The following is a 26,491-nucleotide window of genomic DNA, read 5'->3' as shown; positions in this document are numbered from 1 at the left end:
ATAAAGATTTTAATTGGTAAGAAAGCCAGCAGCAACGTTAATACAAATCGCTAAAATGGTGGTATTAAATCCAAAAGACAACACCGCGTGAAATAAATTTAAAAGACGCATGTGCTTGGTGGTAATTGACACATCCGCAGTTTGAGCAGAAGTACCAATAATATAACTAAAATATAGAAAATCAGGATAAGTTGGCTGTTTTGTGCCAGGGAAATCTAACCCTCCATTTTCTTCATTTCTAGATAAAGCTATATAAAAATCATGAGCATAATGTAGAGCAAAAACGGTATGCATAAAAAGCCATGCAGACACAATGGTGAGTAAAGCTAAAGCCACATGGCCTAACTTTGCAGAACTTTCGGAAGGGAGCTGTGACAGTTGAATTAGAATAGCAACCAGACACATGATTAATGCCAATAAAACAATCAGCATAATGACCCATTTGCTTTCATCTTGTTTTTTAGCTTGCTGTTGCATTTGTGAATGGTCGGCACTTTTCATGAGTTGCCAAACATGGAGTAAATATATGCTAACGGAAGCATTCCAGCTGACTAATAAAATAGTTGACCACTTCCATGATGTTAACCATGTCAAAATACCGGCTGTGACAATACCTATGAATAAAGCAATAAAGAAATGTGGGCGGTTTTGTACACTACGTCCTAGATGTTGAAATACGCCAACCATTTTCCTAGTCTCCTTTATTACACGGGAAATATATTATTTTTTATTAAATGGTGAAAATAATATATGGTTTTATATAGATTTTATTTCAATTCTTTTCATTTATATTCATGAGATTTTTAATTTTACCTATTAGGTAAAATAGGACATTACCGTGGATTAAACTGTTTATAAAAAGTATAAAATAAATAAAAGGAATATTTATTTATACTTTTTATAAAGATGATCTTATTAATCATGCGCTTAATAATAAAATTATTCGTAATAATTAAGCGTGGTTTAAGTTTTTATCTAAATGAAATACTTTAGTGAGCTGGTCAATGAATTTTTGAACGCCTAAAGACTGTGAGTTTTTACGATAGTTTACGAATAAATCAAGTGTTGGTAAGTCGACATCAAGTGGACGAACTATCGTGTTTTTGATGCCTAAAGGCGCAACATAGGCAGGTAAAATTGTACAGCCTAATCCAGAACCAAGAGAGTTAATGTTGAACAATATGCTGTCTGCTTTTTGAACAATATTCAGTTCGATGTTATGAGTTTTAGCGAAATCTAAAATGGTGTTATGTAAGGTTTGTGATTGTTCGGCTGCCGGAATGATAAAGTCAATACCTTGTAAAGCATGGACTGGGATTCGATCATATTGAGCAAGTGGATGATTTTTAGGAAGTAAGAAAATCAGGGGTTCAGTTAAAACAAATTGGCTTTGTATTTCATCACTATCTGTATTTTCACGGGTAAACGTAATGTCCAGCTCTCCTTTTTTTAAGGCTTTAAGCTGTTCAGTATTGTTTAAATTAGATAGTTCAATAGTAAGGTCGGGGTGTTGTAGTCGCAGATTAGGAAGTACATAAGGGAAAATTTTCATTTCTGCGATGGGAACGAAACCGATACGTAACAATTGCTGTTTAGCCTTAGAAACTTGTCGTGCCATAGCGACCGCTTTTTCAGCCTGAGCGAGGGTGAGTCGAGCATGTTCTAAAAATACTTCGCCTTCTTCTGTTAACTCAACTTTGCGTTTTGTGCGGTTTAAAAGTCGTACACCAACGTCTTCTTCTAAATCTTTAATTTGTTGGCTAAGAGAGGGCTGTGCAGTAAAAAGTTTAAGAGCGGCTTTACTAAAATTTAATTCTTCAGCAACGGTAATGAAATATCGGAGATGGCGTAGTTCCATAAGACTAATCCAAAAAATGTCTTACTATGATTTAAGTGAAGTATAAAGCATAAATAGATATAGCGTGAAGGTGATTTAGGTATTTATAAAATAAATGGAATTTTAATTTTCATTAAAGATTTAATATGGGAATATAAGCTCTAATAATTCATAAAATATATTAATAATTAAATAATAAATACATTATTTATAATTAATCAAAGAATTTTCTAAAGGATTTAAATATTCATTTAAGAAATTCTCATATTATGCAAAAACTAGAATAATAAAATAAATTTATAACCTAGAGGTCACTAAGATCTACCTAAATGTAATTGTTACTAAATATATTGTTTTCATTGCACAGAAGAATCTTAAGTTAAAAATTACGGGCGACAAAGATGAAATAGACAGGTTCTATGGCGGCTTTTCGTCATCTTCTAATTGTTATGTTATACAAGAAGTCTTAGTAAGAATGGTAATTATTGACGCATAAACTCAACACATCTAAGTGTTTTTTATGGCACTCTAATTTAACGTAGGTTGGCTATGACCACGATAAAATGGATATTTATATGATAAATAAGTGTAAGTGCCATAGCTTAATTTGTTTTAATCGTTAAGATAGAAACCTGATCACATCCATTCTGCTGATGCTAAAACATAGAAAAGCCCATGAAAGACAAGCCGACATTAACATATCAATTGCCGACTCAGTCCTGTTGGACGCATACATGGATAAAACCTCCTTTTTGTCATCCCGAGTCTGGGCATGAAACGGATACACGTTTTTATAATCAACAACCTAAATCACCTGCTCGTGGCTCAAAAGAGTTATTGCGTTGGTTGGTTACGCGTGAGTCTTTTACATGGAAAGTGGATATTCAAAATGAATATGAAACCCGTGTAAATACGGCTGTAGCTTTGCCGCAAAATCGACCTCAGGCAGATCTGGATGATTGGCAAGTCTGGTTTGTTGGGCATGCAACGGTATTGGTTCAGATTGGTCCTTATAACTTTATTACCGACCCAGTGTGGTGTGATTATGCAAGTCCTTCACAAGGGCGTGGCCCACGCCGTGTATGCCCGGCAGGTTTTGCACTAGAACAATTACCGACGATTCATGGAGTTTTGCTCAGCCATAATCATTATGACCATATGGACTTGGCGACGCTTGAATGGCTACATAAAAAATTCGCAATGCCAATTTACACTGGACTCGGGAATGGTTTTTATCTACCTAAAGAGTTCCATGTCATTGAGATGGATTGGTGGCAAGAAATACCTTATCACGAATTAAGAATAATCTATACACCTGCACAGCATGGTTCAGGTCGTGGTTTGCGCGACCAGAATAAGGCACTTTGGGGCGGCTTTTCGGTTGTGGCTAAAACAGGTCATTGTTTCTTTGCGGGTGATACCGGTTATGCGGGTCATTTTAAGCAAATACATGCCCGTTATGGCGCACCGCGAGTTGCCTTGCTTCCAATAGGTGCGTATGAGCCACGTGAACTGATGAGCTATGTTCATATGAACCCGCAAGATGCGCTACATGCGCACTTCGATTTACAGGCTCATCGTTCTATTGCGATTCACTATCGAACTTTCCAGTTGACTGATGAAGACCGAGAAGATCCAGAGCATGCTCTAGCACATGCAATTAAAGCTTCGTCAAAGCTTGCAAATCCTTTTTATTGCATTCGGGAAGGACACAAACTGACTGTTTAAAAAACGATGCTTGATATTAAAAAAGCCAGTTCAAATTGAACTGGCTTTTTACTATTTTGACTTAAATTAAGCTAAGTCAAAACGGTCAAGATTCATGACTTTGGTCCATGCAGCAACAAAGTCTTGAACAAATTTTTCTTTACCATCTGCCTGAGCATAAACTTCGGCTAATGCACGTAAGATTGAGTTTGAACCGAAGGCTAAATCATTACGTGTTGCGGTAAATTTTACTGCGCCTGTTTTACGATCTTTGCCTTCAAATACTTCGCTTGTTGAATCAACAGGTGCCCATACATTCGACATGTCGAGTAAGTTTGTGAAGAAGTCTGTGCTGAGTACACCAACTTGCTGAGTGAATACACCGTGTTGAGAGCCATCCCAGTTGGTATCCAGTACACGTAAACCACCAATCAATGCAGTTAATTCTGGTGCAGTCAAAGTCAGTTGTTGTGCTTTATCAATTAATAATGCCTCAGTTGTTGCGCTGACGCCCTCTTTTTTCCAGTTTCTAAAACCATCGGCAAGGCCGAGCAATAATTGGAAAGATTCGACATCAGTTTGACTTTGTATTGCATCAACACGACCAGGGGCAAATGGAACGCTAATGTTGAAACCTGCCGCTTGAGCAGCTTGTTCTACACCAACATTACCTGCAAGCACGATTAAATCAGCTAATGATAATTGAGTAGATGCTTTGAGTTCTTCAATTTTAGTTAAAGTCTCAACTGCTTTTTTATTTACGTCCCATTCACGTTGTGGCGATAAAGCAATACGTGCACCATTTGCACCGCCACGCTTGTCTCCACCACGGAAAGTTGATGCCGAAGCCCAACCAAGGGAAACTAGCTCACCAGCAGATAATCCCAATGCAACAATTTTTGCTTTTGCATCATCTATGCTAGCAGCAGATGGTATAGCGCTGGCAGCAGGTAATGGGTCTTGCCAGATTAAATCTTCAGCCGGAACCTCAGGACCTAAGTAACGTGCTTTAGGCCCCATATCACGGTGAGTTAATTTGAACCAAGCGCGAGCAAAAGCATTGGCAAATGCTTGTGGATCGTTAAGGAAACGACGAGAGATCTTTTCAAACTCAGGATCAAAACGTAAGGTCAAATCTGTAGTAAGCATTGTTGGCTTACGTTTAACTGATGGGTCGAATGGATCTGGAATGATCGCCTCAGCATCTGCTGCTACCCATTGAATTGCACCAGCAGGTGAGCGCTCTTGTACCCACTCGTATTTGAATAGGTTTTCAAAGAAGTAGTTGCTCCATTGTGTTGGTGTTTGTGACCAAATCACTTCTAAACCTGAAGTGATCGCATCTTTACCAACACCAGTGCCAAAACTGTTTGACCAGCCAAAGCCCATTTGTTCAATTGAAGCTCCCTCAGGATCAGCCTGAACATGGTCAGCAGAGGCAGCGCCGTGAGTTTTACCTAAAGTATGACCGCCTGCGATTAAGGCAACAATTTCTTCATCATCCATTGCCATATTGCCGAAAGTCGCGCGAATAAATGGTGCAGCTGATTTAGGGTCACCGCTGGCTTGTGGGCCTTCAGGGTTTACATAAATTAGACCCATTTCGGTTGCAGCTAGATTGCTGCCTTCCAATGCTTCAGAGTTGCGATGAGCTAACCATTCTTTTTCATCGCCCCAGTTTACATCGTTGTCTGGTTCCCAAACATCTTCACGACCTGCACCAAAACCGAAGGTGCGGAAACCTGAAGATTCAAGTGCGATGTTTCCAGCAAGAATAAATAAATCTGCCCACGATATTTTTTGACCGTATTTTTGTTTAACTGGCCATAATAAGCGGCGCGCTTTATCTAAGCTTGCATTGTCAGGCCAACTATTTAATGGCGCAAAACGTTGTTGACCACGACCAGCACCACCACGACCATCACCCATGCGATATGTACCGGCAGCATGCCATGCTAATCGAATAAATAAGCCTGTATAATTTCCCCAATCGGCTGGCCACCAATCTTGAGAATCGGTTAATACATTTTTGATATCAGCTTTGAGGGTGTAGTAGTCGAGTTTTTTAAATTCTTGACGGTAATTAAATTCTTTACCGAGTGGGTTAGAGCGTTCTGAATGTTGGTTGAGTAGGTCGACGCGTAGTTGTTTTGGCCACCAATGTAAACTAGGCGTGCCACCACCGACCGTTACCTCTGGTTTTGATTTATGGCCTGAAAAAGGGCATTTTGATTCGTCAGACATGGTTATATTCTCTCTGGGTAATAATTATTGAGCTCTTCGTAAAAATGTTAGGGCTCATTTTCCTGGACTTCTGGTTTAAAAACTCATGTTTACTAAATAAAGAAATGGGAGAACAAATGGTGAGGGAAACCGTTTAAAAAGTCTTTTCACTGAGATGTCGGCCATTATTTTTTATTTAATAATGCATCAGATTCCTTTACTTGTTATTCCTCCAATTTACTGCATGAAGGTTAAAAAACAAGAGGAAAAATAAGATGAAACTTGTAAATAACGATGCATAGAATTACCTCTTCAATTGTTGGAACAACGTAAGATCTTTTAATAACGCTCTGTAAATATACTAGGAGTAGAAGTCTTATTTTTCAAATGGATTAAACTGTCAATATTAATTTAAAAAACCGATTATATGTTTATTTAAAAGATTAAGATGGCGGCAATAGTGAGATGAAATTTTTTATATTTAGTTGTAGTAGACGTGATCTCAAATGAATAAAGGAGAGCATTGCTCTCCTTTATTTTTTATATATTAAACATTTACGATTCTATTTGATTTAACCATATCAGCTAAACCGTGAGTTTTAAAATAGTACTCAAGCCAACTTTTCACGATGAGTGGATTATTCATTTTCATGACATCTTCCAGCAATTTTTGTGCATCTGTCATAGGTACATGACAAATTGCTTTTCTTACTCGCAAAATGTTACTCGAACTCATCGAAAGGGTATTAAAGCCCATTGCCATGAGCAAAATTGCCGATAATGGATCACCTGCCATTTCACCACAAATACTGATTGGTTTTTTGTATTCATGGCATTCTTTAACTAAACGGCTTAGCGCACGTAGAATGGATGGGTGAAAGTGTGAGTAAACGTTTGCTACATGTGGATTATTACGGTCAACTGCAAGTAAATACTGGGTTAAGTCATTTGAACCGACCGAGAAGAAATCGACGAGTTCAGCAAACTCATCAATTTGTAGCAGTACGCTCGGCACCTCAACCATAATCCCAATTTTTGGTTTGGTAATTTTAACTTGCTCTTCTTCTTGCACTGCAATCCAGTCACGCTCAAGTAAATAAAGTACTTCTTCTACTTCACTGACTGTAGTGACCATTGGCAATAAAATATGCAAATTATTTAAACCAATACTGGCTTTGAGCATAGCGCGAATTTGCGAAGAAAAAATCTCGGGATGATCGAGCGTGAAACGAATACCACGCCAGCCTAATGCCGAGTTTTCTTCTTCAATACTGAAATACGGCAAGTCTTTATCGGCACCAATATCCAGAGTTCGCATCACTACAGGTTTATTGGCGAAATGGCTCAATTGTTGACGGTAGATTGCGCGTTGTTCTTCTTCACCTGGGAAGCGTTCCCGTAACATGAATGGAATTTCACTTCGGTATAGACCGACGCCTTGAGCACCGCGTTGTACTCCGCGTACTACGTCAATCATGAGGCCCGTATTCACATAGAGCTGAACAGACACACCATCTGGCGTAATCGCTTCTTTGGTCTCGTATTGTTTGAGATCTTTTGCGATTTGCTCATCTTCTTTTTGAATTTCTTTATAGCGTTGACGTAAACGACGTGGAGGGTTTACAAAAACACGGCCTTGATAGGCATCCACAATCATTTCTGCATCATCAAGTGTGTTCACTGGCAGTTCAGTTACACCAACTACGGTTGGAATACCTAATGCACGAGCCACAATCACCATATGTGAGTTGGCTGCACCTTCGGATGTCACAATCGCTGCAATATTGTCTACTGGCAACTCAACGAGAGCAGCAGTACTAATTTCTTCACCAATTAAAATACTGTCCGGACTCAGGTCACGATGGCTAGAGTCTTCTTCTTGCAGCGAGGCTAAAATGCGTCGTCCTAAATCTTTAAGATCAGAAACTCGCTCACGAAGATAGTCGTCTTCCATTTGTGCAAAAAGGGCAGTGTGTTTTTCAATGACACGACGTACTGCACCTTGTGCCCAATGTCCATCACGAATCAGTTCTTTAATTTCTGCAGGTAATGCATTTTCATCAAGCATTCTTAAGAAAACACTAAATAAAGCGCGCTCTTCGGCCATGAGTGAATCATGCATTTTTTCATCCAGAGAACGAATCTCTGAACGTACTGATGAAATGGCTTGATCTAAAATTCGAAGTTCATCGCTAATATCTTCTGCTTCACGATCAGGCACAGAACCCAAATCGGCAGGTGGATATAAAATAATAGCGCGACCTAAAGCAACACCGCCTGCACCTGAAGCGCCTTGAAAGGTTTTGTAGGCAGGTCCATTACTCGGCTTACGAAATACGTCAATATTACCCACTGCATGAGCATGAGCAATAACGCCAGAAAGCTGAGCACACAGCGTAACTAAAAAAGACTCGGCAGCTTCACTAAAATCTTGAGGAAGTTTGTTTTGGACAACCAAAACACCCATAACCTTACGACGGTACATGACAGGTACGCCGAGGAAAGAGTTATAAATTTCTTCGCCTGTTTCAGGTAAATACAAGAAACGCTCATGTTTTGGCGCATTGTCAAGGTTAACGATTTCTTCACGTTGCCCGACCAGACCAACCAAGCCTTCACCGAGTTGCAAAGATACGTGGCCTACAGATTCTGGATTTAAGCCTTTAGAGGCCATCAATACATAGCGCTGGTTACGTTCATCGAGTAAATAAATAGAGCAAACATCCACTTTCATGGCCTCAGCAACCTGATTAACCATGATGTCTAATGATTCATGCAAACTGACGGACGCATTAACCTCTTGGACAATGCGCCGTAGAGTGTCGAGTTGCATGTTTGACATGGATGTATACTCCAGTATTTTTTTAGACTATGAATGTATTTATAACAGCACTTTTAATAAAAATCATTTGCTAGATAAATGATTTTTAGGGTAATTGTTGCATCGGCAACTGTGTACACAACTCCACCATGGCTTTACGATAAACATCACGCTTGAAGTTCACCACTTGTCCAAGAGGATACCAATAGCTAACCCACTGCCATTCATCGAATTCGGGCGGGTCGGAAAGGTTTAACTGAATATTTTTTGCAGGCGCAGTTAACTTCAGTAAAAACCATTTTTGTTTCTGTCCGATACATACGGGGTCAGAGTCTGACCGAATGTACCGATGTGGCAAACGATAACGTAGCCATCCTTTGGTTTGCGCAATAATCTGGACATGTTCGGGCAATAAGCCGATTTCTTCTCTCAGTTCTCGAAAAAGTGCCTGTTCAGGGGTTTCTCCAAACTGGATGCCTCCTTGTGGAAATTGCCAAGCATTGTGACCAATGCGCTTTGCCCATAAAACCTGTCCATCATCGTTTGCCAAAATGATCCCGACATTCGGTCGGAAACCTTCTGAATCGATCATTTGGCTACCTAAATATTGTCTATATCGTTGACTTTAATCGCGGGGACAAACACTTTTTTATGTCCAGCTCGAAAAGATCAAAGTAAAATGTTTAAATTGCTACGATCTTAACGAATTTCTATCGACTAGCGGAGATAGATTTACATTTTTTTTCTTAAATTTCAGTTTAAACGAGAATTTTCATGAAACTGGCGTTGTTTGATTTAGACCATACCTTGTTAAATACCGATTCAGACCATTCTTGGGGTGAATTTTTAGTCAATGAAGGTTTGGTTGATCCGGTTCATCATCGTCAGATGAATGATAAATTTTATGAAGATTACAAAGCAGGCCAACTTGACCCATATGCTTATAATGAATTTGTTTTTGGATTTTTAACGCAGCATGACAATGACTACTTAACTGAGCTCCACCAATTGTTCATGCAAAAAGTCATTCGTCCGCAAATGCGTCCAAAAGGTTTTGATGCAATCAAAAAACATCAAGATTTAGGCCATACCATTGTGGGTATTACGGCAACAAGTGATTTTATTACTGCACCGATTTTTCGTGAATTTGGGATTACCGAAATTTTAGCAACCAATGCTGAAGTGGCTGACGGAAAATATACGGGTAAAGTTGCTGGTTTAGCATGTTATCAAAAAGGCAAACTTGCACGTCTAGATGCATGGTTGGAAGGCCGTAACGTGTCTGAGTCCTGGGCGTATTCCGATTCAATTAATGACCGTTTTTTACTTGAATATGCAACGCATGCAATTGCAGTAAACCCTGATGATCGTCTTGAAAAACTGGCTCAAGAACACAATTGGGACATTCAGGACTGGTCGATTTAAAATTGTGGAGTTGGAAGAACAATTTGAAAAGTTTTGAGGTCTTCCAACTCTTAACTATATTTAAAATCATTTTTTAATATCTCTTATAAATCTTAGCTAAAAAAAATATTGCTATGATTAATAAAATAAATTTTATCTTGGCAAAGATTTCAGAATATAAAAAAATTTAATTTAAAAATGAGGAAATAATGTCAAAAACAGCACAAATTAAATTACCAAAACAACTTTGGAATGATGAAAGTATTGATTTAACACGTCATAGCTATCAGGGGAAATTACTAAATAAAAGCGAAGGCTTCAAATTAGGTAAGGCTCAACGTAAAAAAGTTCCACGTGAACACCTATCAAAGCTTTCTGAACGACCAAAAGGTACAACTGCTTTAACGATCTATGATTGGAGTAACCAAGGTCGTTTAGAAAAACTCAAACCGATTCGTGCAAAACGGATGAGTGTTTCTCCATTTACATTTTATCGTGGCATGCCTTCTTTGATGCTATTTGACCAAGCGTGGGAGCAGGCAAATTCAGGGTTGTTTCAACAGATTTGTGGTGATTGTCATTTAAGTAATTTTGGTGGTTTTGCAAGTCCAGAACGTAACCTGTTATTTGGAATTAATGATTTTGATGAAACTTTAGTTGCCCCGTTTGAATGGGATGTAAAGCGTTTAGCAACCAGTTTTGTGATTGCGGCACGTGATATTAATCTTGCAGAGAAAGTCGGGTTAAAAGCAATTAAAATAATGCTGAATAGTTATCGTCAGCACTTATTAGAAATTACAGAACTTTCACCCCTCCAAGTTTGGTATGAAAAAGTTGATGCCAGTACATTATTAGAAAATACTGAGTGTCGAAAACTAAGAAAGAAACGCGAGAAGCATCTCGATTCAGCACACAAAAGAACGGCGTACTCTGTTTTGCCGAAGCTTACCCAGCAAGATCAAGATACAGGATTTCGTCGTTTTGTGGATGATGCGCCGTTATTATGGCATCCAAGTGCAAATGAGCCATTTGCTAAAGATGTTGATGTATTCTTTCAACAATACCGTGATTCTTTGAAATACGATCGCCAAGTACTTTTTGATCGTTATCAACGTACAGATGTAGCTTTGAAAGTGGTGGGTGTCGGAAGTGTTGGTACTCGATCAGCGATTGCATTATTTCAGGATGCAGATCGGGAACCGTTAATTTTACAAATGAAAGAAGCGAATCCATCAATTCTCAGCCCCTTATTTGTAGACAAGGTAAATCACGAAGGTGAGCGCGTAGTGCATGGTCAGCAGCTCATGCAGGCCGCAAGTGATATATTTCTTGGGTTCTCTTCTATATCAAATCAACATTTTCATGTACGCCAGTTACGTGATATGAAAATTTCGGTTGATCTTAGTGACATGGATGATGAGTATTTCTATGAGTATGCTGAAAGTTGTGGTTTAGCCTTGGCTCATGCCCATGCTAAATCTGGAAATGCAGATGTACTTATGGGATATCTTGGCGAAGGTAATACGATAGTAGAAGTATTACAAACGTATGCAGAAGAATATGCAGAACGTAATCTAAATGACTATCAGCAATTTATGAATGAAGTTGCAGATGGTAAGATTCAGCTCGCTGGAGATGATGCACTTTAATAATAAGTATGCTGCTACAGATGACATGAAATAATTCGAAAGGTTAGAGAAAAAATGTTTAGTAAAATTATGTCTGGTTTGGGTCTTCAAGGTGTGACGGTAGAAACTGTTTTGCAGAACCCAAGCTTGCAAGCTGGTAGCACATTGCATGGGGAAATTAGCTTTAAAGGTGGATCATCTGATAAAGAGATTAATGGTCTTTATTTGCAATTGGTGACGATGGCAGAAGTCGAATCTGGTGATCATGAGTTTAACCAACCTTTAGTTTTACAAGAGTGGTTAGTGAACTCTCGATTCCTCTTGCCGGCACATCAAGCACATTCTTTCCCTTTTAGTATTCAACTACCATTTGAGACACCAATTACTGAGGTTGCTTGTCGAAGAAATGGTGCACGTGTTTGGATTCAAACCCATATGGATGTTGATTGGGGACTAGATGCAACTGATCGTGATTATCTAAAGGTTCTGCCAACTCCAGCCATGCAAATGTTTCTACAGGCTATGCAGCGATGTGGCTTTGTTTTATCGACAGTAGATGTAGAAAAAGGGCAGCTTACTGCGCGAAATTTTAGATCAACGATTGGTTGTTACCAAGAGCTTGAATTTGTCTCTTCACATATGTTTAGCGGATTTAATGAGGTTGAAGTTTCTTTCGTTGCTGAACCTAACCAAACTCACGTTATGCTTGAAGTAGACCGCCATTTTCGATCAGATCAGCTATTAACGATGACGATTCCACATCATATGCTTGATGAAAACCAAATGGTGCAACAAATTCGAAGCCTCTTAAAGCTTGGATAAATTAAATTAGAGTAGATGCTTAAATGAGAGCCTTTTATGCATCCTGCATCATTTTAATTAACTCCTGCATGGCTCTAGATTGAGTACGTGCAGGATGCCAAACCATACCTAATTGACGATTCATCTCAACATTTAAATCAAGCTGCTGCATATCCTGATTCAATAGAGTTTTTGGTAAAACTGACCAACCCAAACCAATCGAGACTAACATGCGAATAGACTCAAGAGGGTTATTGCTCATGGTAATTTTTGGTTTAAGTCCTTGTTTTTCAAACTCAGCTAAAGTGATTTGAGCAGTATAAGTTTGTGCAGCGGGTAATAAGCTTGGATATTCAATTAAATCTTGTAAGGTGAGATTCTTTTTTTGTGCCAACGGATGAAAAGGGGCCGCAACAAAAACTAAAGGATCATTCCAAATCGTAATGTAGTTAAGACGCTCATCTCCTGAAGGAGGAAGCGTTAAAAATGCGAGTTCTAAATCACCAGCCAATACTTGTTCATGGGCTTGCTCTGAGTCAACAAAATGCACATCTAGAGTGACTTGAGGGAATTGCTGAACAAAATCCTTAAGCGGTGCGGGTAAATGATGTAAACCAATATGGTGACTCGTACCGACTTTTAAGCGGCCTTGTACCTGAGTTTGTTCATGGCTCAGTGTATGGTGAATATCACCCAGCTCATTTAGCCAGTTTTTAACTTTAGGTAGTAATGAATGTGCAGCATGAGTTGCTTGAACACCACGGCCTGCGGACTCAAATAGTTTTACGCCAAAATATTCTTCTAAGCTGTGAATTCTTTTGGTAACAGCAGGTTGAGTAATAAATAACTGATCTGCTGCCACAGAGATAGACCCTGTTTCCATAACTTTTACAAAAGCTTCAAAGGCTGCAAGATTCATAATACAACTCAACTTGGAATAGAAAAATCGAGGGGCTAAAGTTGCCGAGCCAAAATCGTATCATGCTTGCAGCAAAACGAGTGAGAAAGTTGTGAATTACCGCGCTAATCTTAGCCTAAGCCGTTGTTTCTTTTTCAGCTAAGGCTGATACGCGGCGATCTTTAGCAGCCCAAACTTTTTCATGGAAGAAAAAAGCAAAAGCTTGTACGGTTGGCTCAAGCATACTTAATGTTAAAGCCATCCAGATATTACCTGTTACAAAGTATGCAACTAGCATTGCTACAGTAATATGCATAATGTAATAGCTTAAGGTTTTCTTTAAGGTACGTTGATTATTTATAACGAATTTTTGGATATTAGCCATGATCATTCTCTTTAGCCACTTTAGATATTTTTAGTATAGGCATTAGAGTATAAGATTAAAAATTGATTATGCAAATGATAATCATTAACAAAAACGATTTATTAAATTTGATGCACCTTATGGAAGTTATAATTTATTCCAAAAAGTTTTCTAATTTATAAAAATGATAAATTAGATTTATGTGAAACTCTGGCTATAATCGAATAAAGATCAGAATTACCCAGTCCAATGGAGCAAGACGACATGGCAGGCAAAACTTTATATGACAAATTGTGGGATGACCACGTTGTTTCACAGCGTGATGATGGCTCATGTTTACTATACATTGACCGTCATTTATTGCATGAAGTGACAAGTCCACAAGCATTTGAAGGTTTGCAACTTGCGGATCGTCAACCATGGCGTTTAAGTGCAAACGTTGCTACACCAGACCACAATGTTCCAACATCTAAAAAGGAACGTGACCAAGGCATCGCTGGTATTGAAGATGATACATCTCGTATTCAAGTTCAAACCTTAGATGACAACTGTAAAGCCTTTAATATTGTTGAATTTAGTATTAATGATATTCGTCAGGGGATTGTGCATGTAGTTGGACCTGAACAGGGCTTAACCTTACCAGGTATGACGGTGGTATGTGGTGACTCACATACAGCGACTCACGGTGCTTTTGGTTGCTTGGCGCACGGTATTGGAACATCTGAAGTTGAACATGTGTTAGCAACACAGTGCTTGATTCAGAAAAAATCTAAAAACATGTTAGTTCGCGTAGATGGCGTATTAGGTAAAGGCGTAACACCAAAAGATGTTGTGTTGGCGATTATCGGTAAAATTGGTACTGCTGGTGGTACAGGCTATGCAATCGAATTCGGCGGCCAAGTTTTCCGTGATATGTCGATTGAAGGGCGTATGACGGTATGTAACATGGCGATTGAAGCCGGTGCTCGTGTCGGTATGGTTGCAGTTGATGACAAAACTATTGAATACGTGAAAGGCCGTAGCTATGCACCAAAAGGTGAGCAATGGGAACAAGCAGTTGCTTACTGGAACACATTGCATTCAGATGAAGATGCTGTGTTTGATGCTGTAGTTGAGTTAAATGGCGCAGAAATTGAACCACAAGTATCTTGGGGAACTTCACCAGAAATGGTTATTCCTGTTACTGAAGCTGTGCCAACTTTAGAACAAGCGAAAGATGATGTTCAACGTAATGATTGGACACGTGCTTATCAATATATGGGTTTAAATGCAGGTCAGGCATTAGCTGATATTCAGCTTGATCGTGTGTTTATTGGTTCTTGTACTAACTCACGTATTGAAGACATCCGTGCTGCTGCTGAGGTGGTTAAGGGTCGTAAAGTGGCATCTACCATTAAGCAAGCCATGATTGTTCCGGGTTCTGGTTTAGTTAAGCAACAGGCTGAAAAAGAAGGCTTGGATAAAATCTTCTTGGAAGCTGGCTTTGAATGGCGTGAGCCGGGTTGTTCAATGTGTTTAGCAATGAATGCAGACAAGTTACAACCAGGTGAACACTGTGCATCGACGTCTAATCGTAACTTTGAAGGTCGTCAAGGCAATGGCGGTCGCACTCACTTGGTGAGTCCGGCAATGGCGGCAGCGGCTGCAATCGCCGGTCACTTCGTTGATGTTCGTTCATTTTAATTCGGTCTGGAGCAAACCATGAAAGCTTATACAGTTGAACAAGGTATCGTTGCACCATTAGATCGTGCCAATGTTGATACAGATTTAATTATTCCAAAACAGTTTTTAAAGTCGATTAAACGCACTGGTTTTGGCGACAACTTATTTGATGAGCTTCGTTATTTAGATGAAGGTTATCCAGGACAAGACAATTCAGTACGTCCAAAAAATCCAGATTTCGTTTTAAACCAGCCTCGTTATCAAGGAGCAACTGTTTTAATTGCTCGTACTAACTTTGGTTGTGGTTCAAGTCGTGAGCATGCGCCTTGGGCGTTAAACGAATATGGATTCCGTACCGTTATTGCACCAAGCTTTGCTGATATTTTCTTTAATAACTGTTTCAAAAATGGCATGTTACCTGTCATTTTGCCTGAAGAAACAGTTGAGCAGTTATTTAAAGAATGTGCTGCTAATGAGGGATATCAATTAACAATTGATTTAGCAGCTCAAGAAGTACGTACGCCAACAGGTGAAGCGTTTAAATTTGAAGTTGATCCATTTCGTAAGCACTGCTTGTTAAATGGATTGGATGATATTGGTTTAACTCTTCAAAATGCGGACGCAATTCGCGCTTATGAAGAAAAAACTAAACAAGTTCGTCCTTGGGTATTCCAAGAGTTGAATTAACCTTTCGGTACATTTTAAACATAGCCATGGCGTAGCGTTCAAACTCTTGCTAACATGCTAAAGCATAAAAACACCTTAGAATTATGCACTAGATGAGGATTGGGCTTGAACAATGAAGAGGAACGTTACTCATAGCTTTTTGTTGAGCCTGTGCGCAATAACACTCAGTGCTTGTCAAAGCACTTACAATGTAGTGGATACTGTCCGCATTAAGCAGGCTGAACAAGAAAATTTGGGGCAGAATGCAGCAATATATTGTTCGGGCGCGAAGAGTTGTGAATTTGAACGACTAAATGATATTACTGTAGTGGATGCGCAAACACGAAGAATTAGTAATCAGGCAATTCATCAAGGGATTGTGAGATTACAAGGTTCAGTACTTAGCCAAACTAACAGCTTATATTTATCAGTGCCTGCTAAACAATATGAAGTGGTGATCCGTTTCTATCCGATCTCTCCGGATCGTGCAGAAACATTCCATGTGATTCACCAGTTTAATGCTAACCATCGCTATACATTTAAAATGTACCGAGACAAATCTAACCGTTCGGGTAGTTTGCTGAATGTTTCTGTACCAGATCCATTATGTGTCGATTTAGAACAAGATGGGCATGTCATTCGCCGTTTTTGTCGACCATTTGATGTTACAACAGGACTAGGTGAATTCCTTGAGCAGAAAAAACTAACACCGCGGTAGTTGTAGCACTGCTTGTCTTTGGAAAATGGAAAAAAGTTCATGTCTAAACAGATTTTAATTTTAGCTGGTGATGGTATTGGTCCTGAAATTGTTGGGGCAGCAGAAAAAGTATTAAATACAGTAAATGAAAAATTTAATTTATCGTTAACTTGGGAACATGGCTTATTAGGCGGCGCGGCAATTGATGCGCATGGTGAACCGTACCCAGCAGTAACAAGTGAACAAGCAAAAAAAGCTGATGCAATTTTATTAGGTGCGGTAGGCGGACCAAAATGGGACACTATTGAGCGCTCTATTCGCCCTGAACGTGGTCTTTTAAAAATTCGTAGTGAACTTAACTTGTTTGCTAACTTGCGCCCAGCGATTTTATATCCGCAATTAGCAGATGCTTCGAGCTTAAAGCCTGAAATTGTTGCTGGCTTAGATATTTTAATTGTTCGTGAATTGACTGGCGGTATCTATTTCGGTCAGCCGCGTGGTATTCGTGAACTCGAAAACGGTGAAAAGCAAGGCTATAACACTGACGTTTATTCTGAAAGCGAAATTAAGCGTATTGCAAAAGTAGCTTTTGAACTTGCAGGCTTACGTGGTGGAAAGGTTTGTTCCGTAGATAAAGCTAACGTTTTGGAAGTTACAGAACTTTGGAAGCAAACAGTTACTGATTTACAGCAAGCAAATTATTCAAATATTCAGCTTTCACATATGTATGTCGATAACGCTGCAATGCAACTTGTACGTGCACCGAAACAGTTTGACGTGATCGTAACGGGTAACTTGTTTGGCGATATCTTATCTGATGAAGCAGCAATGCTTACAGGTTCAATCGGCATGTTGCCATCGGCTTCGTTAGATGAAAATGGCAAAGGTATGTATGAGCCTTGCCATGGTTCTGCACCTGATATTGCGGGTCAAAATGTGGCAAACCCATTAGCAACTATTCTTTCAGTTGCAATGATGCTTCGCTACACATTCCGTGAAGAAGCTGCTGCAAAAGCAATTGAAGATGCAGTAGGTCAAGTGCTTGATCAAGGTTTGCGTACAGCAGATATTATGTCTGAAGGTATGACAAAAGTAGGTACGGCTGAGATGGGTGAAGCTGTTGTAGCCGCTCTTGCTTAAAAGCCTGTTATAAAAAATGCAGCTCAACGCTGCGTTTTTTTGTGCCTATGTTTTAACAGGCTTTACCCTCATATTGAATTGATTCGGCAACATCATTTTTAAGCTGGAAAATCACTTTGCAATTGAAATTAATATCATAAGAATTGCCGCTCAGATTTCCTGATTGGACAGGAATAGAGCTTCCTCTCATATCAACATTACTCACCATCGGAATAGGAATGCTTAAAGGACGCAAAATCGTATAGATGAGCTGATTGGATGTTTTTTGCGGAGAGTTGGCGACTTGAAAACCAAGACTACGTAGATTGATATCTTGTTGAATGGTCGCCGAGGATTTTCCTAAAAAACCTTTTAAATATTCCTGTAAATCTACGGATTGACGTGGGTGACTAGCACAACCGTTAAGACAAATAATGATAAAAGATAATAAGCCAATTTGGCAGCGGGTATATATGTTCATTTTTCTCACTATATGAAATTATATTTATTATTAAAGAACAATAGGTTGTATTTACAAGCTTGTAAAGCAAAAAAGGAGGATTAAGATAAATGGAGAATAAGTTTATTTAGAGATTCATACTAATATTCAAAAGGCTTTATAATTATTTTGTAAAAAACTTAAGGAAAACATGATGAAAAAAATATTTTTTGCATTTTTATGCAGCTTTGGCGTGACTTCAGTCTATGCAGATAACTGTGATAGTGCCCGCAATACTTACGATGATATTTACTGTACAAATAAAATTTATGCGAGTGCTGATGCTGATCTGAATAAGAATTATCAAGCACTGCGAGTAAAGTTAAACACCGCGCAGAAAAATATTCTTAAGAAGTCTCAGCTTGCATGGATACGTCAACGTGATGCCGAGTGTACAGATTCTAATAGGAATAGTGTAGACGTGCAATGTCGTTTACAGACAACGCAAGAAAGAAACCATTGGCTGCAAGAAAGATTGCGTGAATGCCAAACGGTGGGATGTAAAACCAGTCGCTTAAGTGAATAAATAACGCAATAAAAAAGCCACATCATAAAGTGGCTTTTTTGCATTCACTAATTAGCGAGCACGGTACGTAATACGACCTTTAGTTAAGTCATATGGAGTCATTTCGACTTTTACACTGTCGCCAGTAAGAATACGAATATAGTGTTTACGCATTTTACCAGAAATGTGTGCAATAACTTCGTGACCGTTTTCAAGACGTACACGGAACATCGTATTAGGAAGCGTTTCGGTGACAACGCCTTCGAACTCAATGAGTTCCTCTTTATTGGCCATAGCCTACCTGATGATCAAATTGGAAAGGCGCAAATTATAGTCAATTTTTTTAAAAAAAACAAGATAGACACACTTCTGCTAAAGCATCTGGTTAAAGTATGACTAATAAAAAAAGATGTAATTTTTTTCACAAAAGAAGTGTAATTCTGTTGTCAGTTTGGTCAATCAACGCTAATCTAAAATCATAGTTATTAGGGACTGTTAATTGCATAAAGGTCAACAGCCCTAAATATCAATGAAGTATCTACATGGAAGGGCACTGCGTGGGTCAGCTAACAGATGCATCAGTTGTATTACGCTTTGGCTACCAAGCGATTCGTCGTGCGGGTTTGCCAACAGAAGAAATATTAACCAAAGCGGGAGTTGCTTTAAATCAGGTCGATACCAATGCACGTACACCGTTAAGTGCACAGTACGCCTTTTGGACTGCCGCTCAGGAAGTCAGTAAAGATCCAGACATCGGTCTGCATTTAGGTGAGCATTTGCCTTTGTATCGAGGGCAGGTGATTGAACATCTATTTATTAGTAGTGAAACCTTTGGTGAAGGCTTAAAACGAGCCTTGGCTTATCAACGACTGATTAGTGATGCATTTGATGCAAAACTAGTCGTTGAAGAAGGACGTTGTTATTTAACCAATGGTGAACAGATTGGTGCTGACAATCTCGTCAATCGTCATTTCTCTGAATGTGCAATTTCGGGCGTGCTTAGGTTTTTTAAGTTCATTACTGAAGGACAATTTCATCCTATCTTCATCGATTTTAATTTTAGCGAAGGAGCTTCTGAGGATGAATATTTCCGTGTATTTGGTTGCCCAGTTAGCTTAGGTCAGAAAGAGACACGTTTATATTTTGACCCAGCTATTTTAGATTTTCAGCTTTGGCAGGCAGAGCCTGAGTTACTTCAATTGCATGAACAATTGGCGATTGAAAAGTTACAAGAACTCGCCCGTTATGATTTAGTGGGTGAGGTTCGTCGTGCGATTGGTTCGACACTTGAAAGTGGAGAAACGACGCTAGAAACCGTAGCGGCACAATTAAATATTACGCCGCGTCGTTTACGTACTCAGCTCAGTGAGGCAAATACCAGTTTTCAACAAATACTTTCTGACTATCGTTGCCGTTTGGCTAAAAAGCTTTTGGCAAATACCAATGAGAGTGTTGAGCGTATTGTATATTTAACTGGTTTCTCTGAACCAAGTACGTTCTATCGTGCATTTAAGCGTTGGACGAATGAGACACCAGTTGAATACCGTAAGCGTAAACAACACCGTTAATTTATTCTATGTCATGGCGGAGTCGTGCCATTGAGGCTTTAATAACTGGATTGGCCTTCAGCTAGAGTTACTTTTCTTTCGGGAAAAGTAACCAAAACCATTGTCATACGCAAAACCTGTTAGATAATTATCAATATCTAATGCATTGCAAAAACATATACTTATATATTTAGGGCAGGTTGCGTATGACTTTGTCGAGTATCATATTTAATGTTTTAATCTGGTAAATTAAGCCAATGTGGCCCAAGTGGTGGCTGCGGCAAATCAAACTGCTCAGGATAATTACACTGAATAAAATAAAGGCCATCGGGTGGGGCGGTTACCCCAGCTGCCTTACGATCCTGCGCCGTAAACATTGCATCGATATGATCAATCTCATACATACCTTGACCAATTTCGAGTAAGCAACCGACAATATTACGCACCATATGGTGTAAAAAACCATCTGCTTGAATATCTAAAACTAAATAGCGTCCATGTTCAAATAAACGGCAATGTTTTACATGTCGAACAGGCTGGTTTGATTGGCATGCTGCTGCGCGGAAAGTTTCAAAGTTATGCGTTCCTTCGAACTTACTAGCAGCTTTAATCATCTTTTGCACGTCTAGCTTTTGGTAAATGTGCGTAACTTGCTTATGTAATAGTGCTGGGCGATGAGGTGCGTTATAGATGATATAGCGGTAACGTCGGGCAGTCGCTTTAAAGCGGGCATGAAAACTTTCATCCATCAGTTTAATCCACTGAATAGAAATATCTTTAGGTAGTTGACTATTTGCCCCTCTTAACCACCCCGTTTCTGGACGAATAGCGTTCGTATCAAAGTGTGCCACCATATTTGTTGCATGTACTCCTGCATCAGTACGGCCTGCACCGTGAAGTGCAATGGGCTCATCAGCTATTTTGCTGAGTACACGCTCAATCGTTTCCTGAACGCTGGCAACGCCTGGCTGTTGTGTTTGCCAACCTCGGTATTGAACTCCGCTAAATTCAATACCGACCGCATAACGTTGCATAGCTTCACCTCTATTTAATGCAAATTTTCATTCCAATGGCTTAGCCATTGTTCTGGGGTTGGGTATTTTAAATAGATTTGAAGTGCTTTTGCATAGAGATCTGCATGGCTATGAGCATCACTGATGACAATTTTTGCAGTTTTGGCCCAGGCACTAATCGCATAACGTTGATCAATACCACCAAAAGTTACTTGTGTTGTCAAAATTGGAACACAACCACGTGTATAAAGCTCATCTAATGTTGCGAGTAATTCTTGGTTTACCGCAATATTACCCGTACCAAAACCTTGTAACACTAAAAAGTGCGGAGGGGCTGGAAGCAAGTGACGTAATTGCTGAACTAAGTACTCTGTTGCAATCGGTTGCATCATCCAGTTTAAAATCTGGAAGGAAGCCGCTCGTTCAATTTGGGTATCTTGTACGATCAATTCATTTTGCTGAGGCGTAAACTCAGCTTCACTACTTAACCCTGAAAATGCATCGAGTTCAGTCGTATGCGTTTTTAATGCAGTTTGAGCATGGAATACTTGATGGTGGAATGCGAGATAAGCACCTACAGGTAAAGCAATCACTTGTTCTAATGCTAGATATAAGTTCTCAATTGCATCAGTAAATTCACGGGTGTTATCGCCTTGAATATTGAGTAACGGGTATTGGCTACCGGTGATCACAATATGGCAGCTTTGGCCTAAAAAGCGGGCTAGGGTCGCAGCCGCATAACTAAGCGTGTCTGTACCATGAATAACAACGAAATGCTGATAACCTTCAAGTTGTAGTTGTTGTATGCGTTGAATCAGGCGTAACCAGTCAGGTGCCGTACATGCACTGCTATCAACAATATTGGGTGCGGCAAAGCAGTCAACTGTTAAGTGTGGGGGAATCACTTTTTCAAGTTGAGGCAAGAATTGCTCATAAGGCATAGGAGCTAGAGGTTCACCAATGCAACCAAAAGTACCACCCATATAAAATAAGGCTATTTTTTTCATATTTTTTGCAGGCATAAAAAAGCAGTCATCTCTGACTGCTTATGGTAAATCGAACAGTTCTAAGAAGCTATGCGATTAAGTAAGTTTTTCGCGCGTTGTTGTTGTTCTGTGTTGAATTTTTGCTCATTGCTTGCCAATAAGGCTTGAGCTGCTGGGTAGGCTCCTAACTTGATGTATTGCTCAGCTAGTTTTAAATCAAGTTCATTTTCATCTAACTGTTTTAATTCTGGAAAAGCTTCTACAAGGGGATCTTTAGTTTGATCTGGGGTAGTTTCTTCGCCTACTAGGTCTACAAGGTTTTGAGTTTCAATCTCTGGTGCTGTAACTAATGCAGGCTCGTCTAGCGAAAACTCAAGAGGTGCGATTGAATTCGAGTCTAATGGCGCTTGTTCTACCAATTTAAGCTCATCTAATGATGAGATCTGTTCATTAGGTTTTACTTCTGGATCTTCATGGGTTAATTCAAGATTAAAATCCAAAGCATTGGTGTTCTCTTGAGCTGCTGGTGCCGCTATTGTCTGGTTTTTTTCCTCAGATTCATGCAGAGGTGCCAAGTCAAAAGAAAACTCTAGGTCAGCTAGCTCATTTGTTTGTTGAGATGGCGATAACTCTGATTTCTGTGTTGGTTGGCTGGTACTTTCGGTAGTCGTGGTTTGCTCAAATGAAAAGTTAAACTCTAAAGGTTCAACTTCAACAGCAGGTTCTTGCTTTACAGGGGTATAGTCTTGCTGCAATTCATCAAAAGAATTTTCAGAAGAACTTGTTGTTAATTGGTCAAACTGAGCTGTTGCATCAGATGTATTTTTTTGCTCTTGGTATGTTTGAGCTTGAGGAAAATCGATCGCATCTGGTTGTCTTGATGACTCATATTCTTTTTGTCTGGCTTCTGCTTGAATGGCTATTTCATTGAGCGCTAAGCTACGAATATGGCTAATCAGTTGAGTTATTGCAAACTCATCTTTTTGTGCAATATGAATCTCAAGTAGCAATAAATAAAGTTCGTGTTGCGTATTATCTTTTTTTAGCGCTTGATTGACTTGAGCTTCAGCGGCTGAGAATTGTTTTTCTTGAATAAGTAGCTGAATCTTCTGACGAACAGCGTCTGGAACAGGACTGCTTTGTGGAGTAGAGGGAATAGATTCTTCAACTACATTTACTTTAGTTTTTTCACGCGAGTTTTTACTTGGTTTAGAGTTCGCTTTTTTATTGGTTTTTCTATTTATTGTTTTAGGGGAATTCGACTCTTGTTTCTGGCTATTTTCGCGTTTTTTTAAAATGACAGCGACCACGAGCAATATGATGAATGGAATCACATATAACATTACTTTCCCCTTAAAAAATAAATATTTGCAATATAAAGCGAGCTGACTCTGGTTTTAACTTAATGCTTTTGCTTATGAGTCTGTTGCTGTGCTTGTAACTGCTGTTGTAACTCTGCCAAACGTGCATTCAGAAGTTGAATACGTTGGTCTTTTAAACGTAAAGTTTGATTTAGTTTGGTTACATTCCTTTGTAATGTAACGGTTTTTTCTCTTGTTGTCATAACTTTTACTGCTAACTCAGTATTGTTTTGACTTTGTTGTGTGCTCTTTTTAGCACTTCCATGCGTAGAATTTTGACTGTTTTCAGCCACAATACTCATTTCGGCTTGTTGTAAACGGTATTTTGCTTTGCCAGAAGTTGATTTTGCAGTATGTGCGATATCTGTTTTTGACTTGTTTTGCTGAGGTTTAGCAGCAGGAGAGTGAGCTAGGTTAAGTGCGATTCCCTGACGCAAACGATTTACATCACCTTGAATAAAAGCATGTCGGTTTTGTGTTTGAATATCATGCATGACTTTCGCAACAGGTTGTTTTGTTTTTGCTGCAATACGATTAGCAATGCTCCATAAAGACTCATTTCGCTGTACTACATATTTACTTGATGGTGCTGGTCCTTTGTAGGAACTTAACGATTGTTTCTTCGCAGGATTTTGGTTAAACGCTTTTTGAGGTACTGATTTCTTTTGTGCTGTTAGATTTTTGACCGGAGTTTTTGGTGAATTATTTGTAGCTGTCTTAGCGCTGGTTGGTTTAATTTCTGTCTGATCTAGAGTAGTAGCTGTTGTAACTTGTTGAGCAAGTTGAGTAGAAGAATTTGCACTAAGTGTATTGGATGAATTTGTATTTATAGCTGGAGCAGTTCCAGAGTTAATATTAAGGCTATGTTCACTATTCGAATCAGTTGGAGTTGAGGCCAAAGTTGGTGATGCATATCGAGTACTTTCTGGCAGATTTAGAGCAATGTCTTTTTCATTGACAATAAACTGAGGTGACAAAGTACTTTCGTTATTTTCAGTCTTTTTTATAGAAGAAGGCTTAATTACGGTTTTGATATGCTGCAAACGTGTGGCAGAACCTTCACTAATTTTTACTACAATATTTAGTTCAGGATCAATCACAGGGCGAGATGAGGTAATAACAATAACCCCTGAGCCTTGACCGTTTTGGCGTGTATAAAAATTAAGATTTCCGGGCGGCTGATGAGTTACGCCTAAAGCGCTTAAATCTTCAGGAGTCGCTAGACTTACTTGTAGGGTAGCGTTGGGGTCAGCTTGTTGGAAATTCATTTCGGCATATAACAAATCGCCAGGTGCGGACTGAATTTGTATAGGGTCTAATGTAATCGCATAAAGAGAAGGCGAAGACATAATGGTGAAAATGGCAATTTTTAATTTGTTATAAACAGTCATCTCAATCCATGACCTAATAAGTCGTAAAGTCATTCAAAATTATACAATAATGAAATGTAAATAAATTGTAAAATTTTCACAAACCAGTTACGAAAAAGCCGATCTAATGTGATCGGCTTTTTATTTTGACTGAATAATTCAGACCAAATTATGAGCTCTTGTATTCTACTAAGATACGTAACATACGACGCAAAGGCTCTGCAGCACCCCAAAGTAACTGGTCACCCACTGTAAATGCACCTAGATATTCTTTACCCATGTTGAGTTTACGTAGACGACCTACAGGCACAGTTAAAGTACCAGTTACAGCAACAGGTGTAAGGTCAGTCATAGACGCTTCACGAGTGTTTGGTACAACTTTCGCCCATTGGCTTGAAGTACGAATCATATCTTCGATTTCATCAAGCGGTACATCTTTTTTCAACTTGATAGTAAGCGCCTGAGAATGGCAACGCATCGCACCAATACGGACACAGTGGCCGTCGATAGGAACAATTTGTGAGTTACCCAAGATCTTGTTGGTTTCAACCTGACCTTTCCACTCTTCTTTTGACTGACCGCTTTCGAGCTGTTTATCAATGTAAGGAATTAATGAACCAGCTAATGGCACACCAAAGTTAGCAGATGGGAAACCTTCACCACGTTGTAACTCGGCAACTTGACGATCAATATCCAAAATTGCAGATTTAGGATCATCTAACAATGTTTTAGTATTGTTGTATAAGTAGCCCATACCAGTTAGTAGCTCACGCATGTTTTGTGCGCCAGCGCCCGATGCTGCTTGATAAGTCATAGCAGTCATCCACTCCACCAAATTGTTTTGGAAAAGTGAACCTACACCCATCAACATAAGTGATACTGTACAGTTACCACCTACGAAAGTTTTGGTGCCGTTAACCAAGCCGTCTTTAATAACGTTAAGGTTTACTGGGTCAAGAACGATGATTGCATCATCTGACATACGTAAAGTTGAAGCTGCGTCAATCCAGTAGCCATCCCAACCAGTCGCTTTTAACTGTGGGAAAACTTCAGACGTATAGTCACCACCTTGACAGGTAATAATGACATCCATTTGCTTCAGACTATTAATGTCTGTAGCTTCCATAAGTGCTGGGGCAGTCTTACCACCAAATGAAGGAGCTTCACCACCTGCATTACTGGTAGAGAAATAAAATGGCTCAATATGAGCAAAATCATTCTCTTCAACCATACGTTGCATAAGGACGGAACCGACCATCCCGCGCCAACCGACCAGACCTACTTTCATGTCATTTTGCCTCGGTGCGTTAAAATTGTTAGGGGGAGTTGAGTGTATCAAAAGTGTCCACAACTGCAAGCGTTACAGAAACAAAACACCATCTT

The 26,491-nt window shown here is 39.3% G+C and carries 24 protein-coding genes; 10 read left to right on the top strand and 14 right to left on the bottom strand.

Features of this window, described 5'->3' with window-relative positions:
• Nucleotides 1-9: 9 nt before the first annotated feature.
• Together AC52J8_RS16160 and hcaR are read right to left on the bottom strand one after the other, a co-directional pair.
• Entirely contained in the window at nucleotides 10-687 is a 678-nt protein-coding gene (locus tag AC52J8_RS16160; protein WP_017398770.1) for a DUF1345 domain-containing protein, read from the bottom strand.
• Nucleotides 688-952: 265 nt separating this feature from the next.
• Nucleotides 953-1,858, bottom strand: coding sequence for a DNA-binding transcriptional regulator HcaR (gene hcaR / locus AC52J8_RS16155; RefSeq protein WP_005066014.1), 906 nt, complete (start codon nucleotides 1,856-1,858; stop codon nucleotides 953-955).
• 654 nt (nucleotides 1,859-2,512) lie between these two features.
• Here hcaR and AC52J8_RS16150 point away from each other — a divergent pair.
• A complete protein-coding gene (locus AC52J8_RS16150; RefSeq protein WP_068930404.1) occupies nucleotides 2,513-3,565 on the top strand; it encodes an MBL fold metallo-hydrolase in 1,053 nt (350 codons plus the stop codon).
• A gap of 66 nt (nucleotides 3,566-3,631) precedes the next feature.
• On the opposite strand, the gene katG is transcribed toward AC52J8_RS16150, so the two are convergent.
• From katG to AC52J8_RS16135, 3 genes are all read right to left on the bottom strand, one after another.
• Nucleotides 3,632-5,788: a catalase/peroxidase HPI gene (gene katG / locus AC52J8_RS16145; RefSeq protein ID WP_086400300.1), complete on the bottom strand. Its 2,157-nt coding sequence runs from the start codon at nucleotides 5,786-5,788 to the stop codon at nucleotides 3,632-3,634.
• 526 nt (nucleotides 5,789-6,314) lie between these two features.
• Complete coding sequence (ptsP, locus tag AC52J8_RS16140) at nucleotides 6,315-8,609, bottom strand: phosphoenolpyruvate--protein phosphotransferase (RefSeq protein WP_017482000.1); 2,295 nt, start codon at nucleotides 8,607-8,609, stop codon at nucleotides 6,315-6,317.
• A gap of 85 nt (nucleotides 8,610-8,694) precedes the next feature.
• Nucleotides 8,695-9,180, bottom strand: a complete 486-nt coding sequence (locus tag AC52J8_RS16135) for an RNA pyrophosphohydrolase (RefSeq protein ID WP_000567255.1) — start codon at nucleotides 9,178-9,180, stop codon at nucleotides 8,695-8,697.
• 182 nt (nucleotides 9,181-9,362) lie between these two features.
• Here AC52J8_RS16135 and AC52J8_RS16130 point away from each other — a divergent pair, with 182 nt between their 5' ends.
• The 3 genes from AC52J8_RS16130 (at nucleotide 9,363) to AC52J8_RS16120 (ending at nucleotide 12,442) form a co-directional block, all read left to right on the top strand.
• Complete coding sequence (locus AC52J8_RS16130) at nucleotides 9,363-10,013, top strand: HAD family hydrolase (RefSeq protein ID WP_002115098.1); 651 nt, start codon at nucleotides 9,363-9,365, stop codon at nucleotides 10,011-10,013.
• Nucleotides 10,014-10,201: 188 nt separating this feature from the next.
• Nucleotides 10,202-11,641 (top strand): DUF2252 domain-containing protein, encoded by a 1,440-nt coding sequence (locus AC52J8_RS16125; RefSeq protein WP_086400299.1) that lies wholly within the window; start codon nucleotides 10,202-10,204, stop codon nucleotides 11,639-11,641.
• 54 nt (nucleotides 11,642-11,695) lie between these two features.
• Nucleotides 11,696-12,442, top strand: a complete 747-nt coding sequence (locus AC52J8_RS16120) for a sporulation protein (protein ID WP_002115100.1) — start codon at nucleotides 11,696-11,698, stop codon at nucleotides 12,440-12,442.
• A 34-nt stretch (nucleotides 12,443-12,476) separates the two neighbouring features.
• Here AC52J8_RS16120 and AC52J8_RS16115 read toward each other — a convergent pair whose 3' ends face one another.
• Nucleotides 12,477-13,340 (bottom strand): LysR family transcriptional regulator, encoded by an 864-nt coding sequence (locus AC52J8_RS16115; protein WP_086400298.1) that lies wholly within the window; start codon nucleotides 13,338-13,340, stop codon nucleotides 12,477-12,479.
• A gap of 115 nt (nucleotides 13,341-13,455) precedes the next feature.
• Complete coding sequence (locus tag AC52J8_RS16110) at nucleotides 13,456-13,710, bottom strand: DUF2061 domain-containing protein (protein ID WP_017482004.1); 255 nt, start codon at nucleotides 13,708-13,710, stop codon at nucleotides 13,456-13,458.
• A 237-nt stretch (nucleotides 13,711-13,947) separates the two neighbouring features.
• Here AC52J8_RS16110 and leuC point away from each other — a divergent pair, with 237 nt between their 5' ends.
• The 4 genes from leuC (at nucleotide 13,948) to leuB (ending at nucleotide 17,848) form a co-directional block, all read left to right on the top strand.
• Nucleotides 13,948-15,366 carry a 3-isopropylmalate dehydratase large subunit gene (gene leuC / locus AC52J8_RS16105; RefSeq protein ID WP_002115007.1) on the top strand — a complete coding sequence of 473 codons (1,419 nt, stop codon included), beginning with the start codon at nucleotides 13,948-13,950 and terminating at the stop codon, nucleotides 15,364-15,366.
• Between the two features lie 18 nt (nucleotides 15,367-15,384).
• Entirely contained in the window at nucleotides 15,385-16,032 is a 648-nt protein-coding gene (leuD, locus tag AC52J8_RS16100; protein WP_002114814.1) for a 3-isopropylmalate dehydratase small subunit, read from the top strand.
• 112 nt (nucleotides 16,033-16,144) lie between these two features.
• On the top strand, nucleotides 16,145-16,729 hold the full coding sequence (locus AC52J8_RS16095; RefSeq protein ID WP_005066026.1) for a hypothetical protein: 585 nt from the start codon (nucleotides 16,145-16,147) through the stop codon (nucleotides 16,727-16,729).
• A 39-nt stretch (nucleotides 16,730-16,768) separates the two neighbouring features.
• Nucleotides 16,769-17,848, top strand: coding sequence for a 3-isopropylmalate dehydrogenase (leuB, locus tag AC52J8_RS16090; protein ID WP_002114882.1), 1,080 nt, complete (start codon nucleotides 16,769-16,771; stop codon nucleotides 17,846-17,848).
• Between the two features lie 52 nt (nucleotides 17,849-17,900).
• On the opposite strand, the gene AC52J8_RS16085 is transcribed toward leuB, so the two are convergent.
• Nucleotides 17,901-18,308, bottom strand: a complete 408-nt coding sequence (locus tag AC52J8_RS16085; protein ID WP_086400297.1) for a hypothetical protein — start codon at nucleotides 18,306-18,308, stop codon at nucleotides 17,901-17,903.
• A gap of 169 nt (nucleotides 18,309-18,477) precedes the next feature.
• On the opposite strand from AC52J8_RS16085, the gene AC52J8_RS16080 reads away from it, so the two are divergent.
• On the top strand, nucleotides 18,478-18,852 hold the full coding sequence (locus tag AC52J8_RS16080; protein ID WP_002114916.1) for a lysozyme inhibitor LprI family protein: 375 nt from the start codon (nucleotides 18,478-18,480) through the stop codon (nucleotides 18,850-18,852).
• Between the two features lie 51 nt (nucleotides 18,853-18,903).
• Here AC52J8_RS16080 and infA read toward each other — a convergent pair whose 3' ends face one another.
• Nucleotides 18,904-19,125, bottom strand: coding sequence for a translation initiation factor IF-1 (gene infA, locus AC52J8_RS16075; RefSeq protein WP_001284370.1), 222 nt, complete (start codon nucleotides 19,123-19,125; stop codon nucleotides 18,904-18,906).
• A 263-nt stretch (nucleotides 19,126-19,388) separates the two neighbouring features.
• On the opposite strand from infA, the gene AC52J8_RS16070 reads away from it, so the two are divergent.
• Entirely contained in the window at nucleotides 19,389-20,399 is a 1,011-nt protein-coding gene (locus AC52J8_RS16070) for an AraC family transcriptional regulator (RefSeq protein ID WP_005066032.1), read from the top strand.
• Nucleotides 20,400-20,614: 215 nt separating this feature from the next.
• On the opposite strand, the gene truA is transcribed toward AC52J8_RS16070, so the two are convergent.
• From truA to asd, 5 genes are all read right to left on the bottom strand, one after another.
• Nucleotides 20,615-21,412 carry a tRNA pseudouridine(38-40) synthase TruA gene (gene truA, locus AC52J8_RS16065; protein ID WP_208753443.1) on the bottom strand — a complete coding sequence of 266 codons (798 nt, stop codon included), beginning with the start codon at nucleotides 21,410-21,412 and terminating at the stop codon, nucleotides 20,615-20,617.
• Nucleotides 21,413-21,426: 14 nt separating this feature from the next.
• Nucleotides 21,427-22,398 (bottom strand): asparaginase, encoded by a 972-nt coding sequence (locus tag AC52J8_RS16060; protein WP_208753444.1) that lies wholly within the window; start codon nucleotides 22,396-22,398, stop codon nucleotides 21,427-21,429.
• A 59-nt stretch (nucleotides 22,399-22,457) separates the two neighbouring features.
• Entirely contained in the window at nucleotides 22,458-23,720 is a 1,263-nt protein-coding gene (gene fimV, locus AC52J8_RS16055; protein ID WP_214285095.1) for a T4P machinery localization factor FimV, read from the bottom strand.
• Nucleotides 23,721-23,779: 59 nt separating this feature from the next.
• The gene (locus AC52J8_RS16050) at nucleotides 23,780-25,129 is read right to left on the bottom strand and encodes a type IV pilus assembly protein FimV (RefSeq protein WP_208753445.1); all 1,350 of its coding nucleotides are present in this window, start codon (nucleotides 25,127-25,129) and stop codon (nucleotides 23,780-23,782) included.
• 148 nt (nucleotides 25,130-25,277) lie between these two features.
• Nucleotides 25,278-26,396 carry an aspartate-semialdehyde dehydrogenase gene (asd, locus tag AC52J8_RS16045; protein WP_005066045.1) on the bottom strand — a complete coding sequence of 373 codons (1,119 nt, stop codon included), beginning with the start codon at nucleotides 26,394-26,396 and terminating at the stop codon, nucleotides 25,278-25,280.
• Nucleotides 26,397-26,491: the final 95 nt, after the last annotated feature.

The sequence above is a fragment of the Acinetobacter sp. S-1 genome (assembly GCF_059579785.1).
The sequence above is the reverse complement of the archived record's forward strand: the minus strand, read 5'-3'. Positions and strand labels throughout refer to the sequence as shown.